At 28.7% G+C, this 17,473-nt stretch carries 15 protein-coding genes and 2 CRISPR repeat arrays (1 of these 17 only partly in view); all 15 genes read left to right on the top strand.

The window, feature by feature from the left end; translation table 11 throughout:
- A CRISPR array of direct repeats spans positions 1 to 400; the repeat unit is 29 nt; unit sequence GTTTTATAAGAACTATGTGGTATGTAAAT (it extends 3,352 nt beyond the left edge of the window).
- A 293-nt stretch (positions 401 to 693) separates the two neighbouring features.
- The 15 genes from ACJDT4_RS16660 to ACJDT4_RS16590 all read left to right on the top strand — a co-directional run bounded on the left by ACJDT4_RS16660 (position 694) and on the right by ACJDT4_RS16590 (position 17,460).
- On the top strand, positions 694 to 1,188 hold the full coding sequence (locus tag ACJDT4_RS16660; RefSeq protein ID WP_406788715.1) for an Rpn family recombination-promoting nuclease/putative transposase: 495 nt from the start codon (positions 694 to 696) through the stop codon (positions 1,186 to 1,188).
- Positions 1,189 to 1,548: 360 nt separating this feature from the next.
- Positions 1,549 to 2,280: a CRISPR-associated endoribonuclease Cas6 gene (gene cas6 / locus ACJDT4_RS16655; protein WP_406788714.1), complete on the top strand. Its 732-nt coding sequence runs from the start codon at positions 1,549 to 1,551 to the stop codon at positions 2,278 to 2,280.
- A 1-nt stretch (position 2,281) separates the two neighbouring features.
- The gene (gene cas8a1 / locus ACJDT4_RS16650; protein ID WP_406788713.1) at positions 2,282 to 4,057 is read left to right on the top strand and encodes a type I-B CRISPR-associated protein Cas8b1/Cst1; all 1,776 of its coding nucleotides are present in this window, start codon (positions 2,282 to 2,284) and stop codon (positions 4,055 to 4,057) included.
- Complete coding sequence (gene cas7i, locus ACJDT4_RS16645) at positions 4,050 to 4,958, top strand: type I-B CRISPR-associated protein Cas7/Cst2/DevR (RefSeq protein ID WP_406788712.1); 909 nt, start codon at positions 4,050 to 4,052, stop codon at positions 4,956 to 4,958. The genes cas8a1 and cas7i overlap by 8 nt, the downstream gene beginning before the upstream one ends.
- 5 nt (positions 4,959 to 4,963) lie before the next feature.
- Entirely contained in the window at positions 4,964 to 5,638 is a 675-nt protein-coding gene (gene cas5b / locus ACJDT4_RS16640; RefSeq protein ID WP_406788711.1) for a type I-B CRISPR-associated protein Cas5b, read from the top strand.
- A gap of 26 nt (positions 5,639 to 5,664) precedes the next feature.
- Entirely contained in the window at positions 5,665 to 7,872 is a 2,208-nt protein-coding gene (cas3, locus tag ACJDT4_RS16635; protein WP_406788710.1) for a CRISPR-associated helicase Cas3', read from the top strand.
- 5 nt (positions 7,873 to 7,877) lie between these two features.
- Positions 7,878 to 8,396: a CRISPR-associated protein Cas4 gene (gene cas4, locus ACJDT4_RS16630; RefSeq protein WP_406788709.1), complete on the top strand. Its 519-nt coding sequence runs from the start codon at positions 7,878 to 7,880 to the stop codon at positions 8,394 to 8,396.
- Positions 8,397 to 8,398: 2 nt separating this feature from the next.
- Positions 8,399 to 9,382, top strand: coding sequence for a type I-B CRISPR-associated endonuclease Cas1b (gene cas1b, locus ACJDT4_RS16625; RefSeq protein WP_406788708.1), 984 nt, complete (start codon positions 8,399 to 8,401; stop codon positions 9,380 to 9,382).
- A gap of 1 nt (position 9,383) precedes the next feature.
- Positions 9,384 to 9,647 (top strand): CRISPR-associated endonuclease Cas2, encoded by a 264-nt coding sequence (cas2, locus tag ACJDT4_RS16620; RefSeq protein ID WP_406788707.1) that lies wholly within the window; start codon positions 9,384 to 9,386, stop codon positions 9,645 to 9,647.
- A 197-nt stretch (positions 9,648 to 9,844) separates the two neighbouring features.
- A CRISPR array of direct repeats spans positions 9,845 to 13,675; the repeat unit is 29 nt; unit sequence GTTTTATAAGAACTATGTGGTATGTAAAT.
- A gap of 96 nt (positions 13,676 to 13,771) precedes the next feature.
- Positions 13,772 to 13,918: a hypothetical protein gene (locus ACJDT4_RS16615; protein WP_406788706.1), complete on the top strand. Its 147-nt coding sequence runs from the start codon at positions 13,772 to 13,774 to the stop codon at positions 13,916 to 13,918.
- Between the two features lie 355 nt (positions 13,919 to 14,273).
- Positions 14,274 to 14,699: an HTH domain-containing protein gene (locus tag ACJDT4_RS16610; protein WP_406788705.1), complete on the top strand. Its 426-nt coding sequence runs from the start codon at positions 14,274 to 14,276 to the stop codon at positions 14,697 to 14,699.
- A 510-nt stretch (positions 14,700 to 15,209) separates the two neighbouring features.
- Positions 15,210 to 15,335, top strand: coding sequence for a hypothetical protein (locus ACJDT4_RS16605; RefSeq protein ID WP_406788704.1), 126 nt, complete (start codon positions 15,210 to 15,212; stop codon positions 15,333 to 15,335).
- Between the two features lie 131 nt (positions 15,336 to 15,466).
- Positions 15,467 to 16,177, top strand: coding sequence for a Crp/Fnr family transcriptional regulator (locus ACJDT4_RS16600; RefSeq protein ID WP_406788703.1), 711 nt, complete (start codon positions 15,467 to 15,469; stop codon positions 16,175 to 16,177).
- Between the two features lie 120 nt (positions 16,178 to 16,297).
- Complete coding sequence (gene ric / locus ACJDT4_RS16595; RefSeq protein WP_406788702.1) at positions 16,298 to 17,011, top strand: iron-sulfur cluster repair di-iron protein; 714 nt, start codon at positions 16,298 to 16,300, stop codon at positions 17,009 to 17,011.
- A gap of 245 nt (positions 17,012 to 17,256) precedes the next feature.
- The gene (locus ACJDT4_RS16590) at positions 17,257 to 17,460 is read left to right on the top strand and encodes a hypothetical protein (protein ID WP_406788701.1); all 204 of its coding nucleotides are present in this window, start codon (positions 17,257 to 17,259) and stop codon (positions 17,458 to 17,460) included.
- The last annotated feature ends 13 nt before the right edge of the window (positions 17,461 to 17,473 follow it).

Raw genomic sequence — 17,473 nt, 5'->3', positions numbered from 1 at the left:
TATGTAAATTACAAAGGCAATTAAAAAAGAACGAAAAAATGGTTAGTTTTATAAGAACTATGTGGTATGTAAATAGATGATACTTTAGAGGGAGTATGTTTCGCAAGATAGTTTTGTAAGAACTATGTGGTATGTAAATGCAATAGCCTTTTTCATTACATAAAGCTGTTATCTCGTTTTATAAGAACTATGTGGTATGTAAATTATAATAGTTTCTAATTTCAAAAACTAGTATTATAAGTTTTATAAGAACTATGTGGTATGTAAATTTTCTAAGGATACACAAGACTTAATATTATCTTTATGTTTTATAAGAACTATGTGGTATGTAAATACTGATGAGAATAAGAAGTTGTGTAAAGAATATGAAAGTTTTATAAGAACTATGTGGTAGTAAGTTATGTTCAATCAAGATATGTCCTTGCAAGTCATTCATGTTTTATAATAACTATATGGTACAAAACTTAGTAAAATTATAAAAAATGTATTGTAGAGTAAATGAAAAATATCAATTTCGTCTTTGGTGGATTTATGTAACTCAGTTGGTTGGAGTAAAATGTAACAACAATTAAGAAATTTTAAGACTTTGTTTTTATACAATACTTTGTGAGCAGCTTGAGTCATATAAAATGAAAAATCGTTTAAAAGAGAGTTAGGCTAGCAATAAATTAGAAATAAGAGTTGACGAGAAAAATGCTTGGAGATAAAACAGGAATTCTAGATGTAAGAGCAAAAACAAAAGATGGAATGCAACTTGATATACATTTTATTGAAATACCTAAATTTAATGAATTAAGAAACAAAAATTTAAAGAAAGATAAACTGCAAGGGTGGCTAATATTTTTGAGGGATGACATATCTGAAGAAACTTTAAAGGAGTTGATAGATATGGACAAAGAAATAAAAAAGGCGGAAAAAACGTTGGAATATTTAAGCAGTGATCCAAAGACAATAGAATTATATAGGGCCAGGGAAAAGGCACTTCATGAAAGAGCGAACATGATAAGTAGTGCTAAAGAAGAAGGAATAAAACAAGGAATAAAACAAGGAATTGAAAGAGGAGAGCAGCAAAAAGAAATTTTAATTGTAAAGAACTTATTATCAATGGGAATGGATACTGATTTTATAGCTAAAGCATCTGGCTTGGATGAAGAAAGAATTGAAGAAATAAAAAGAAAATTAAATTAGAAAGAAATTTAAGAAATATGATTTTTTATAATAATTATGTAGTATGTAAATTCTTAATAATATTAAGTAACATTTATTTTAAGGTTTATATTAATTGATAGGAATACTAGTTGCAAATAACTATAACGCAACTAGTGTTTTTCTATTTGCACCAAAATAAATATATATTAACGAATAAAATATAAGGACTTAGCAAAGGTAGTTAAATTACTACAATTGCTGGTTGCATGTTATTATACTGCAATTAGTATTTCTTTATTGAAAAAAGTAATAAAAACTTTTTATTGTGACATTCATAGTTCCTAAATATTTGATATAATGTAATCCATAAGGAGAGTTTACAGAAAGAAGGTGAAAAGAATGAGGATGAAATGTACTTTTAAAACAGAAAAAATTCCAATAGCTTATCATATGATGTTTGTTAGTATGATAAAAGAAGCTCTAAAAAAAGAAGATGAAGCTTATCTAAATAAATTATACTACTTTAAAGACAAAAAAAATAAAAAATCCAAAAATTTTGTTTTCTCCGTTTATCTGAGAGATTATCAAATGAATAAAGATGAAATAAAAATTAATGGAACTGTAGAGTTTAATATATCTTCTCCAGATGCGGAGTTTATGCTAAAACTCTATAATGGCATACTAAAGAAAAAATCATTTCCGTATAAGACAATCTATAATATGGATGAACTGAGAATATCCATTCAACCTGAGAAAAATATTTCAGCAGAAGAACTGTGTTTTAAAACGTTATCACCAATTTATATGAAAAATAAAAGTGGACAAGTAGTCTTACCTACAAGTGATGAATATTCTAAAGAGTTTAATTATATTCAAAATACGATTCTTAAAAATTATAGGGGATATGGCTTAAAAAGAAATATTGAATTTACACCTGTTTTGATGAAAGAAAAAGTAGTTAAGGAAGAAATAGAAGACTTTACAAAGATTTCTGGTAAGAAGTTATACTATGTAGAAGCTTATTCTGGAATATTTAAACTATGTGGTGATGTATCTGATTTGCAGGATATTTATAAACTGGGAATTGGATTTAGAAGGAATCAAGGATTTGGAATGATAGAGGTGGTATAGGGTGAAAATTAAAGCTTACCTGAATGACTGGTTTTATAACATGGGCATCATCGGTTTTATAAGGATACTTGAAAATTCCGATATGATAAATGAAATAGATATGAGATATAATTATATAGAATTTGATAGCAGTATTTTAAAAGAATTTGGAAAGTATTATTTTGACTATTTTATGGCTAGATATGATGTACCAAAGGATAGGTTGAATAGGTATCAAAGCCAAAAAGCTTATATTAAGAAAAGGAATGAGTACAAAGATGGCATAAAGTATTTAAAAAAGACAGTAACAGATGTAGCAAATAAATTTAAAGGAACTGAAAATGAAGCAGATTTAAAAAATATAGCAGATGAGATTTCAAAAGTAAAAAATGAGGAGCAATTTGAAATTTTAAATGAGCAATATGAGAGATTTAAAGAAGTTTTGGAAAGAGAAGAAGTCTCAGAAAAACTTACGCTTAATAAAGTTAGAAGTATTCTATCGGATCAATACTTTGGTCAGGCTAGTTTTTTACAAAAGACAGCAGCAGCTAAAAGGCTAGATGAGCAAAGAAAGATAGCAGAGAAAGATTATATACTACCAATATATGAAATGGGTAAGCTTATGGATGCTTATTCAAATAAATCTTTTGATGAAGCTAAAAAATGCATTGATGAATATTTAAGCTTAGATAAAAAATGTAGGGATAAAAATGTTGACAGAATTTACAATAAAATAAATAAAAAAATTGAAAAGTCAAAGGATATAAATTCAATTAATGAAGAATTAAATTCTCCTAAATTATATAACTGTTCTTTATGTGGTGAATTTAAATCCTTAGGTGATGATTTTGAGGAAAAAATATTTGTGCCACTTGGTATTAGTAATAGCAATGCAAATAATTTGTTTTGGAATTTTAATAGTAAGTTTCCAATATGTAATGTATGTAAATTAATATTATTTTGTACACCAGCAGGTGCTACAGATTTGTTTAAGGGTTATATAGAAGGCGACTATAAGGATAAGACTTATTTTGGATTTCTTAATTATGATACGGATATATCTAAATTGTATAAAGAAAATGAAAATTTTTATAACAGAAAAGATAAAGAATCACCATACAATCAAATTATATTAGATATAGTTGAGGAAATTGGAGTTAAGAGCGAATGGGAACTTCAAAATATACTTTTTGTTGAATTTGATGTCAACGGTAAAAACTGTAAATTGAATTATTTTAATATTCCGAGATTTTTGGCGAAATTCTTTGCGGGTAAACAGGGTAAAGAACTTAATAATATAAAGAATGAAAAGTTTAAATCAGAGCTTGTTGATTTGATTTTAAAAAATATTGATATTAAATTTGCCATTGATAAAAAGTTAAGGCAGGACATTAAAAGTGGATACAACGCTTTAGATTGCTATATAGCTTGCAAAACTAGATATTATTTAAATATGTATAGGGAGGGGAAAGATGATATGAAAAGCAAAACATTATTTTTTATATATAAAAGTGGACAAGACATAAATAAGTATTTTACTGAACATAGTGGAGAAAACAAAATATCAGGTATAGCTTATAAAATGCTAAATTCAGTTAGAACCGGAAATAAGAATGATTTTATGGATGCTGTACTTAGAACGTATATGGCAGCAGGGCAAAAACAAGTTCCACAAATTTTCTCTGAAATTTTTTCGGATGAGGATTCAGAATTTGAATCAGTTGCACAGACATTTATAGCAGGACTTATATCCAATGAAACACCTAAAAAACAAGAGGGGGCAAATAAAAATGAATAAAGGATTAACTTTAACTGTAGTTTTTCAAGCACAAAGTTTAAATTTTGGAGAGGGAATTGCAAATATATCTGAGCTTAAAAAATTAACAAGAGGAAATGGAAATTTATATACGTTTGCCTCAAGACAATGCTTAAGATACGATATTGTAAGACTTGGAAGTATGTTTTACAATTGGAATACTCAAGTTGTGGACAAGAGTAAGGGAACAGTACAGTTTAGAGATGATTGTACAATAAAAGATTCAGAAGAAATGGATTTATTCGGATATATGAAAACAGCAAAAAAAGGTGATGATGAAAAAGGGGGCTCAAATGTAAGAAGTGCAGTTGCTAGACTTAGTCATGCAATTTCCTTAGAGCCATATAGAAGTGACATGGATTTCCTAAATAATAAAGGATTAGCAGATAGAATAGGAGAGCATCCTAATCTTGCAAATGTAGAACAGCATTTTAGCTTTTATACTTATACAATTACAGTTGATCTAGATAAAGTAGGAAAAGACGGTGACATAAATTTAGACAATGAAGATAAAGCTAAAAGGGTAGAACAGCTTCTAAGTATCCTTAAAGTTTTAAATAGAAATATAAGGGGAAGACAAGAAAATCTTGCACCGCTTTTTGTGATTGGAGGCATATATGATATTCCTAATCCATTCTTTTTAGGAAGAATAAAACTTGATTATAAAAATAATAAGCCATGTATTGATTCTGGTATTTTAAAGCAAACGCTTGAAACAAAAATATTTGATAAATCTATAGATAAAACAACTACTATTGGGTTAGTATGCGATGTATTTGATAATGAAACTGAATTAAAAAGTGTGTTTGGAGATAGCAATTATTCAGTTGAAAAGTTTTTTGACAATTTAAGAAATGAAGTTAAAGCTTATTATGGGATGTGATTTAAGTGGAGAATTGTAAAAAGGTTCTTAAACTTAATATTTTTCAGGAATCAGCTTGCTATAAGAAACCATTTTCTTTTAAGGCAGCAGAAACATATCCATTGCCTCCTTATTCAACAATAAAAGGACTTTTTCATAGAGTTATTGATGCTGATAAGTATCATTCTATGGGTGTTTCTGTTCAAGGAAATTTTGAAAATAAATTTAATAATTTTCAAACCATATATTTTTATAAAAGTGATACTATAACAACTATGCCCATGAATGTACATCAGCTATTTAATATAAATTTAATTATACATGTGTCAGCCGAGGAAGAGTTGCTTCATAGAATATATGATGGCTTTTATAATTTAGGTGAAGCTGTTAGTGTAGGCAGAAGAGAAGATTTAGCAAGAATAGATAATATAGAGTTTATAACAGCAAAACAAATTGATGTAGACGACGAGGATAATGATGCAATAATAATAAAAAATCCTATATATATTCCTAAAAATCAAATAAGTGATGATATTGATGGAATAAATTATAGAATAAATAATTGGTATGACAAAGTTAATGATATGAGAAATTGGCATAAGACAGATGTTTTGTATGCAAACAATGACCAACAAATAGAATCTGGTTTAGTGTGGGTAGAAGAAAACAATCCTAAAGAAGTGATGTTTTTTAGTGATTAAAAGTATTATATTTTGGAGATGATTTAATGTTATATGCAAAATCTAATCCCGTAGAAAGCATAAAAGAGCATACAGATGAACTTGTTGAAAAATATGATGATCTTAGCAAAGCATATGGAGAAATTATAGAACAAAAAGTAAACATGGATAAAAATGATTTTTGGCAGCTATTAAATATAGCTGTCCTCTATCATGATGTTGGAAAAGCTTATACTCAATTCCAAAATAAAATAAGAAGAGCTATAGGCGAAAAAGAAATTCCGGAAAGGGATAGCACTGATATACCGCATAATTATTTATCGCCAACACTTATTCCGTATGGAAAATATGATATTTTAAAAAATAAAAGTTTTAAAAAAATACTGATACAAGCAATAGCGTATCACCATGAGAGGGATAAAAAACCTGACATGTGCGAAATTAGAGAAGCATCTGAACTTGATTTGGTAAATATTATTGACAAAATAAGAGATGAAATGAAAATTGAAATACCAGATAAGCCAGCAAGTAAGGTGTTTAACGCTATGAAATTTAAAAACAGAATTACTGAAGGTGAAGAAGAGTATTATGACTATATTATGGTAAAAGGACTACTACATAGGATAGATCATTCCGCTTCTGCACATAGGGCAATAGAACTAGACAGAGATAGCAATGTTGGAAAATCAGCAAAGGAATATATAATTGATCATTTTAGTAAATTAAGACAGGTACAGGAATTTTGCGAGGAAAATAAAAATGATAATATTATTTTAATAGCTTCAACTGGTATGGGCAAAACAGAATCCGCACTCTTGTGGCTTGATAATGATAAGGGATTTTTTACGTTACCACTTAGAGTTACACTTAATGCTTTATTCTCAAGAATTAGTAGTGATGATGAAATTGGATATAAATCGGCAGGATTATTACATTCCACAAGTCTTGATTATCTTGAGGAAAATGGATTTGAAAATTCAGAAGAATTGAATGAATCTGCAAGGCTTTTCGCAAAAAAATTAAGCTTTACTACAATTGACCAATTATTTAAATTTCCGTTTAAATATAAAGGCTATGAAAAAATTTATGCAACCCTTTCGTACTCTAAAGTTGTTATAGATGAAATTCAATCGTACACTCCAGAGATAGCAGCGGCAATAATAAAGGGAATAGAAATGATATACAAAATAGGTGGAAGGTTTCTAATAATGACAGCTACACTTCCCAAAATATATACGGATTGTTTAATAGAACGTGGAGTTAAGTTTAATGTAAAAAATAGTGGACAAATACCTAGATTTGTTATGGATAAAGAAAGGCATAAAATTTCGATTAAAAATAAAGAAATTAAAGATGACATTTTCCAAATAGTTGAAAGGGCTAAAAATAAAAAAGTACTGGTAATTGTAAATACTGTAAAGAGGGCATTAGAATTATATGATTTATTGAAAGATTATAATTTGGATAATTTTAATTTACTACACTCAGCATTTATAAAAAAAGATAGAGCTAAACTCGAAAGAGAAATAAAGGATTTTGCTGATAGTAAGGAAGTAACTCATGGATTATGGATAACAACTCAAATAGTTGAAGCATCACTTGATGTTGATTTTGATTATTTGTTCACTGAATTATCTACTTTAGACAGTTTGTTTCAAAGGCTTGGAAGATGTTATAGAAAAAGAAAATTTGATTTAGATGAACCCAATGTATATATTTATACAAAAAATGTTAGTGGAATAGGAACTATATATGATAAAGATATATTTGAAATGGGACTAAAATGTTTAGAAGATTACGATAATTGTATTCTGAAAGAAAGTGATAAGATTGATTTAGTTGATAAGTTATATACAAAGGAAAAACTTAAAGATACTAAATTTTATAAAGTATTTAAACATTCGTTAAAGATATTAGATGATAATGAGGAGTATGCACTTACTAGCAGTGAAGCACAAGGAATATTAAGAGAGATAGATTCGGTTACTGTTATGCCTAGAACTATTTTTGATAAAAACATGTCATTAATAGATGAGTACATGAAATACAAAAATGCGGTTTTAGAAGAAGATAGAAAACACAGAAATGAGTTATTTAGGAAAATAAATAAGCTTACAGTAGATGTTCCAAAATATAAGTGTTCTAATAAAATTTTTCAAAGTTCCTTTAGCGATAGAATTTTTATTATTGAATGTAATTATGATGAAAAAAGTGGAATTTTATTTGATTCTGATATTACGAATTTTATAGGGTGATAATCATGGAATTTAATTTAGAGGATTTTAAAGTTCAAGGAATAAAGTTTAACTATTACTTTGTTTGCAAAAGGAAACTTTGGCTATTTAGTAAAGGCATAAGTATGGAAAATAACAGTGACAGAGTTATGGAAGGAAAAACGGTGCATGAAGATTCCTATTCAAGGCTTCAAACAAGAGAAGTTTTGATAGATGACCTCATAAGACTAGATATAATGGACAAGGACTTTGTTAGGGAGATAAAAATAACAAGTAAGATGGAAAGCGTAGATAAAATGCAGCTTCTTTACTACTTATATTACTTAAAGCAGCTGGGACTTGAGAAAAAAGGTGTCTTAAATTATGTAAAAGAGAAAAGAAATGAAGTTGTTGAACTTGATGAAAAATCAGAAGCAGAGATAGAAAAAACGCTTGTAGATATAAATAATATTTTAAATAAAAATAAGCCTCCTAAAATTGTAAAATTTCCATACTGTAAAAAGTGCTCGTATTATCAATTTTGTTTTGTAAAGGAGGATGAGTAGGCATGGGCAGAGACTATTATGTATTTAATGATATTCAAATAAATAGAAAAGAAAATACTATTCGTTTTAGTGATGGTGCAAAATTAAAAAAGGATATTCCAATAGAATCAGTAGAGAGACTGCATCTTTTTGGTGAAATAACGACTAATACTAAGTTTTTTAATTTTATAAGCAAGTATGGTGTTATAGTTAATTTTTATAATTACTATGGCTTCTACTCTGGTAGTTATTATCCTAGAAAGAAAAATGTATCTGGATACCTACTTACCCGCCAGGCAGATTTTTATAATAAAAAGCAAAAAAGAGTGTATATAGCTAAATGTTTTATTGATAGTGCTGCTCATCATATATTAAAGAATCTAAGAAAATATAAGCCAGATACAGAAGAGGTCATAAAAAAGGTTGAAGCAGAGAGAATAAATGTAATGCAGGCTGAGGATATAAAAGAATTAATGGGGGCTGAAGGAAGAATGAGAAGCGCTTATTATTCTGCTTATAATTTTATTTTGAAAAATGGATTTACCTTTGATAAGAGAGAAAAAAGACCGCCTACAGATCCAGTAAATGCTTTAATTTCTTTTGGAAATAGTATGATGTACACAACTGTTTTGGGGGAGATATATAAAACTCAGTTAGACCCTACCATAAGTTTTTTGCATGAACCTTCAACAAAACGATTTTCCTTGTGTCTTGATGTAGCAGAAGTATTTAAACCACTTATTATAGATCCTTTGATATTCTATCTTATTAATAATAAAATGATAACTTTAGATGATTTTGATATTCAGGAGAATGTATGCTTTTTAAATGACAATGGTAGAAAGAAGTTTATAAGGGAATATGAAAATAAACTTTCAACAACCATAAGGCATAGAAGTTTAAATAGGAGTGTGTCTTACAGAAATTTTATAAAACTTGAGTGCTATAAACTTATAAAACATTTTATTGGTGACGAAGTATATAAGCCCTTGAAAGCGTGGTGGTAGTGTGTTTGTTATATTAACTTATGATGTTGGCGAGAAGAGAGTGAATAGAGTTAGAAAAATCGTGAAAAAGTATTTAATATGGACACAAAATTCTGTTTTTGAGGGTGACATAACTGAGGCGAAGCTACACAAATGTCTATCCGAAATAGATAAAAATACTATACGGGCAGAAGATTCAATTTATGTGTATAGGGTACAAAATCCTAAAAATATAACGAAAGATATAATAGGCGTTGAAAAGAACTATGACGAGATGTTTATCTAGTTTTACCAAAAATAATTTGCAGTGAACCTCATTTTTGGTAAAATGTATCTAAGACCTTGATATTAAAGCGATAGAACCACATTGTTATAATATTAACATGCACTACCGGAGGTTCACTGCAATTACATTTGATTTTGGAACTTTATGGAGTCATAAAAGTGAGGAAAAATGGGGCTTTAGAGTTTTTGAAATTTTGGGTTTTATAAGAACTATGTGGTATGTAAATGCATTTTTAGTTTACACATATTACACTAAATAAGAGGTTTTATAAGAACTATGTGGTATGTAAATGTAGTTGACCACTTAGGAAGAGTACAAGCCTGTCAAGGTTTTATAAGAACTATGTGGTATGTAAATTTTGATCCAGACGAAATAATATTCTTTTGCATGCCTAGTTTTATAAGAACTATGTGGTATGTAAATGCGTATATGCTTTCATAATTATGTCATAGAGCGTTTCGTTTTATAAGAACTATGTGGTATGTAAATCTTATAGAATTATCCTTATAAGCTGGAGTAGTTTTACGTTTTATAAGAACTATGTGGTATGTAAATTAATGAGATTTATTTAGAGAAGGTGATTTAATGGCAAGTTTTATAAGAACTATGTGGTATGTAAATCTTTCTTCTCCATAACAGACATTACCTTGTTCATCTGGTTTTATAAGAACTATGTGGTATGTAAATCCAGAGCAGTATGAGGAACGTAAAGCATATGTGGACGTTTTATAAGAACTATGTGGTATGTAAATCAAAAATGGGACAATACTTATTTGGATGTATTACTCGTTTTATAAGAACTATGTGGTATGTAAATTTTCTGGAGTATGTCCATATAATCCACCTGCAAAATGTTTTATAAGAACTATGTGGTATGTAAATAATTGGTGGTAAAACATTAGAAATTATGTTCCATGCGTTTTATAAGAACTATGTGGTATGTAAATAGGATATAAAGGTACTAAGCACAAAGGATTTTGAGGGTTTTATAAGAACTATGTGGTATGTAAATCTATATGTACCATCATTTCGAATAGTAGTTGCTTGCAGGTTTTATAAGAACTATGTGGTATGTAAATGACGATAAGGTCACAAGACGATTATGGGAGCATATGGGTTTTATAAGAACTATGTGGTATGTAAATAGCATAATCCAAAAATGGTTTTTAGTTAGGAGGTAAGTTTTATAAGAACTATGTGGTATGTAAATGCTAATAATTTTATTTTCTTTTGTAAAGATCTACTTCGTTTTATAAGAACTATGTGGTATGTAAATAAAACAGAGAAAGAATCTAAAAGTAAAGGTAAATCAGTTTTATAAGAACTATGTGGTATGTAAATTAAAGAACTTCGCTCCTGCAGCATCAGCAGCAATTAGTTTTATAAGAACTATGTGGTATGTAAATCTACCAAAACCACCTAAAACTTTAAGTGCTCCACCAAGTTTTATAAGAACTATGTGGTATGTAAATTTTATGGTATATTAATAATATGGAGGCTAAAATATGGTTTTATAAGAACTATGTGGTATGTAAATTGTTGATATTCCACTCCACAATTTTGGCAAAATGGCGTTTTATAAGAACTATGTGGTATGTAAATAGGAGGAAACAAAGCAAATAATTGAAAAAGAAGTATGTTTTATAAGAACTATGTGGTATGTAAATCTAAAAAATAATGGTATGTGGCAATATACTGTAGAAAGTTTTATAAGAACTATGTGGTATGTAAATTTAGAAGATTGTGATATAAGCGAGTTAAAAGGGCACGTTTTATAAGAACTATGTGGTATGTAAATTGTAAGTAGAATACTTAGAAGGGCAGGCAACGCACTTGTTTTATAAGAACTATGTGGTATGTAAATGATAATCAAGCGCTTTTAAATGTTTTACAAATAAATGGTTTTATAAGAACTATGTGGTATGTAAATTATTATTCCTTGTATCAATAACAGTTATAAGAGTTGGTTTTATAAGAACTATGTGGTATGTAAATGAAGCTGCGCTATTGTATAATTCGAACTGGCGACAAGTTTTATAAGAACTATGTGGTATGTAAATGTACTTTTAATATGTGATCTGGTAACAGGTAAATTTGTTTTATAAGAACTATGTGGTATGTAAATTAGGATATAAGTTAACAAAAGGTGTAAGAGGAGGTTTGTTTTATAAGAACTATGTGGTATGTAAATTACGATCATATTGATACGAATGGTCAAAAGTATTTAGGTTTTATAAGAACTATGTGGTATGTAAATGAATCAGAAGTTAATAGTGAAAGTGGAGAAACTACAGTTTTATAAGAACTATGTGGTATGTAAATTATGAAAAGCAATTAAGCATTTTTGACTTAGAGAATGTTTTATAAGAACTATGTGGTATGTAAATAGTTATTGAGCAACATGAGGAAAAGCTTAGCAACTTTGGTTTTATAAGAACTATGTGGTATGTAAATTCACATGCTTGTACAGTATAATATTAACTGTGACCAAGTTTTATAAGAACTATGTGGTATGTAAATTACGATCATATTGATACGAATGGTCAAAAGTATTTAACGTTTTATAAGAACTATGTGGTATGTAAATTTTTTATGGTCTCTATGATGAGTAGGGCATAAATAAAGTTTTATAAGAACTATGTGGTATGTAAATGCTTAAAACTTTCAATTTTCTTTGTCATTGCAAAAGGTTTTATAAGAACTATGTGGTATGTAAATCATTTATGGGTATATTTAAAGCTAAATCGTCGCTCATGTTTTATAAGAACTATGTGGTATGTAAATTATTGTCTTTGGAATGCTTTTACTTTATTAGCTGTATGTTTTATAAGAACTATGTGGTATGTAAATTATTTAACCTTCATATCTTTGCTCTAGCTTAAGCATAGTTTTATAAGAACTATGTGGTATGTAAATTCTGATAAGCCAGATGATAGTAACCAAGACACTACAGGTTTTATAAGAACTATGTGGTATGTAAATGTTTCATCTTGATCTTTTGTAACTCTCCATTGTCCAGTTTTATAAGAACTATGTGGTATGTAAATTTTAGTAAATCAAGTCTATATTTTTGACCGACTTGAAGTTTTATAAGAACTATGTGGTATGTAAATATTCGACAAAGGGCGAACGGTTTAAGGAGTGTATTGGTTTTATAAGAACTATGTGGTATGTAAATTATGCTGATTTAACATTTACAAGTTCTGATGTGTCAAAGTTTTATAAGAACTATGTGGTATGTAAATATATTCATCACTATCATCTACTTTTATATTAGTCATCGTTTTATAAGAACTATGTGGTATGTAAATCTAAAACTCTAAGAGCAGCATCAAACATTAAGTACCGTTTTATAAGAACTATGTGGTATGTAAATAAGAGTAATAATGAGCTGGGGGCTTGTAGGAAAGAAAGTTTTATAAGAACTATGTGGTATGTAAATCATAGCCTTTTTCGACTAGCTTGTGCGCAATCTCTTGTTTTATAAGAACTATGTGGTATGTAAATACAACACCATCAAAATCAATTCTAACAGCTTTAGCGGTTTTATAAGAACTATGTGGTATGTAAATTCACTTTACTAACTTCAAACAACCATGTTCGCATCAAGTTTTATAAGAACTATGTGGTATGTAAATTTTATGGAGTGATTATATGAAAGTTAAAATATTAAAGTTTTATAAGAACTATGTGGTATGTAAATTATGTAGCACTTATGTATCGCAGAAAGAAAGCAAATGGTTTTATAAGAACTATGTGGTATGTAAATAAAAACTAGGTGTTTCACTAAGACATTTCCAGCGAGTTTTATAAGAACTATGTGGTATGTAAATATAGTCTATGCAAATAGAATATATACAGTTAACTATGTTTTATAAGAACTATATGGTATGTAAATGACTCTAAATATTGCTTTTGTGCGTCTTGATAAGTTGTTTTATAAAGACTAAGTGGTATGTAAATGCAACTATAATTGTTTCTATTGAAATGTATTCTTCTGTTTTATAACAACTATGTGGTATATAAATTTAATGAGGTAATAAAAGTGGATTATCGAATAAATGAAAAAGTATCAGCTTCGTCTTTAGCAGATTTACGCCAATCAGTTGCTTGGAATAGAACTTATGAATAAAGCAATATGCTATATAAAAGAAAAAGGAATTTACATGATTTCTGTGATTTATGGAGAAGAAGAATTAAGAGGTTATTATGAAAAACTTGGTTTTTATACAATGCTTTGTGGACAGCTTGAAACATATAAGAGTAAATAAAATAGTAAATGAATTTGGATAAAAAAGTAAAGAGAAGATCAAATTTGAAGAAATGATATAAGAATTAATAAATAATATTAAAAAATACTTGTATAAAGTTTTTTTATTAGTATAATATATATATATAACAACAAACGATAGGAATGGATTATCACCGCTCGGGAATGGCTAATCCCAGTGGCTAAGACTAGAATGTATTTTCAAAAATATAAATAATTAAACGCTGAACGGCTAATTCAGCGTTTAGTTATTTTTTGCACTATAATACTGGGTAATAGAGCTCTGCTTATTCCTTTTATCGGCTAAATAAAAGGTGTTTATATGTTCAGTATTCAAATTTAGTGAGGTGATCAATATGAAAGATATAGAAGCAGTAACATTGAAGGATGTTATGGACTCATTACAATTATTGATTGAAAAATATAAGTTTAATGTAGATGTACTTTCAAAATTATTGGAGGTGAAAAAGGAAGTTATTTTAAGCAAAGATGAAAAAAAGCTGTTTGAAAATTCTAAGGATTTTTCTAAGGTGTCTAATTTAATTGCTATGCTTGAATTTAGTGGGAAAGATGATGCCGATTTTAAAATTGGAGCATTTTTGCAGGTTTTGTTAGAATATCATAATATTTCGGCAGAAACGATCGCATTGATGTCTTGGGTTAGTGAAAAAGAAGTTACTGATTTGATAGAAAATCCTAAATTAGTACCGCTGGAAAGCAAATATAAAATATCTAAAACAGTGATGGCATTACGGTTCTTCTTGAAGGAATTAGAACCATAAATTTGTATTGATATTAATAAATCCTATGTACACAATGTTAGGTAAAATAAATCCACAGCATTATTATATAGAATTTGTTTATTATGCAACTGCAAATTCTTTTCACACAATGAAGGAGCAGGGGAATCAAATTTACTTAAATGGTATAGTAAAGAAGATCTAAAAAATGCACATGACATTTAGAATAATATTTTGACAAGGGCTAATGAAGCCTTAGAATTGTTAGGCGAAAGATAGATTTTAAACTAAAACACATAAATGGAATTTTGGGCGAAGTTAAATAATTGACAGTAAGACAATACAGTGTTATGCTTAGGTAGCAATAAAACTAGTTGATTAAATAATCATGTGAAAAATTAATGTAGTAAAGGTGAAACTATGAATGTAATTTATGTATGCGGTTGTAGGGCATGTAAAATATAAATATGACTACCATTAAATTTTTAGATATCTATTAATTTAGATATCTTATTTTTATACCAAAATAAATTTTAAGAAAGGGTGATTTATTTGGGACGTAAAAACAGTAAAGGTAAAAGAAAAGAGTTGACTGATTTCAGCTATTTACTTAATAAAGATGAAAAAGAAAACAATGATGATAATAAAATCGAGGAGAAAGATGATAAGAAGGAATGACACCTTCTTTTTTTTTATTTATATTTTAAAGAAAACTAGAGATGAGCATAATTAATAAATAAGACTTCATTATTATGCTGTATTAATTTAGGGTACACTATATATAGATTATACTGGGAGATGAGAAAGGTATGCATTGCGACAAGAATTGTATTAAGTGTACGGGGAAATACTGTGTATCAAAAGTATACATATTTTCAGCATTACAGCCAGAAGCTTTTAAAAAAATATCGGACATAATTATTACAAGGAAATACAGAAAAGGGCAGGTTATATTCTTTGAAGGCGATGTTGAAGATAAGCTTTATATAGTAAATCAGGGAAAAATAAAAATTTATAAGTATAACAGAGAAGGTCGGGAGCAGATATTATACATATTATCGGAAGGCGATTTTATTGGTGATATGAGTCTTTTAAAAAAGGGAAACTTTCAGTTTAATGCAGAGGCACTTGAGGATACTTTGATATGCACTATTGCAAAAGATGATTTTGATGAAATAATTACTAGGAATCCAGAAATAACTTTAAAAATTCTTGAAGTTCTTCATGATAGGCTGATGAATCTTGAGAACCTTATACAAAATTTAAGTACAAAAGATATAGAAACTAGAATTGCTTCTATGCTTTTAAGCTTTTCAGGAGATTTTGGTGTAGAAGATGAGAGTGGAATAATTATTAATCTCCCATTAAACAGAGAAGAAATGGCAAACTATATAGGAGTCACCAGAGAAACTATAAGTAGAAAACTCACTTCTCTTCAGGATGAGGGTGTAATTGAATTAATAGGCAATAAGAAGCTTATAATAAAGGACAAAGTGTATTTTCAGCAAATGATAGAATGATTTTAAAGGCTGCCGTCAAAATTGAGGCAGCCTTAATTAATTTAGAATTTGATTTCAATCACAGAATTAATGAATGCTTTTGGGGTAAAGTATAGATAAAGTGAATGGAGGATGAAAATTATGAATAATACATTTAGTTTAGACCAAAAAATCGGAGAGATTGTTGCTAGGTTCCCAAAAGCTATGGAAATATTTAAACAATATAAAATAGATTTTTGTTGTGGAGGAGATAGACTGCTTAAAGAAGCTGTTGCAGAACAAAAACTAAGCGGAGAAGAAGTAATAGCTAAAATAAATGAGGAGTATAGTAAGTATATAACTCAAGAAATAAAGGATGTGGATTGGAATAAAGAGCCATATTCAAAGTTAATAGAGCACGTTATAAATACTCATCATGCTTATTTGAACGAAACACTACCGCGTCTTAGTGAGCTCACAACAAAAATATTAAGAGTACACGGTGCAAATCACTCAGAACTAGCTAAAGTACACAAGCTTTTTCACAGTTTAAAGATGGAGCTGGAGCAGCATCTCATAAAGGAAGAAGAAATTGTATTTCCACTTATAATTGAATATGAAAAAACAGGAGATGAGGACGTTCTAAGAAATGCAAATGAAAAAATTGCAGAATTAGAGGAAGAACATGAGGGAGCAGGCGCTATATTAAAGGAATTAAGGGCAATTACAAATAATTATGAAATTCCAGAAGATGTTTGTAACAGCTATATAGGAACCTATAGACTGCTTGAAGCTCTGGAGGATGATACTTTTAGGCACATTCATCTTGAAAATAATATTATGTTTCCAAGACTTATGAGGGAAGCAAAGAAATAGTAGAGAATGTGAAATAATTTTAGATAATGCATATATATAACATGCTTTTAGTTGAACCTGTAATATTTCTCTTTTTAAGCTCTGGAAAAAATACATTTTCTTTGTGGATGAACAGGAACCTAGAAAATTTTGTAATGAGCAATTACCTCCTCCCCCAAGTTCTTGCTTTGCTTACAACTTAATTAAAATAAGTACTGAATAATATATAGTGACAGAAAAATATAATATGAATAGGGGGAGGAGTTATGAATAGTATAATATACATGAGTAATAAAAAGCATTATGTTGTTGAAAGTACACCAGAACAGATAATTCAAAGTAGTATGGATAATGGTTTTATGAAAGTTTTACCAATTGGATGGGACATGCCAGTGCATATAAATATAAATCAGATATGTTCTATAGAAATAATGGAAGAAAATAAAGGATTACATATAACAGAGGTATAAGATTAAGAAAGCC

Origin of the sequence: Clostridium neuense (assembly GCF_045310695.1) — a bacterium.
In the GTDB taxonomy this organism is placed as follows: Bacteria; Bacillota; Clostridia; order Clostridiales; family Clostridiaceae; genus Clostridium_S; species Clostridium_S neuense.
The sequence above is the reverse complement of the archived record's forward strand: the minus strand, read 5'-3'. Positions and strand labels throughout refer to the sequence as shown.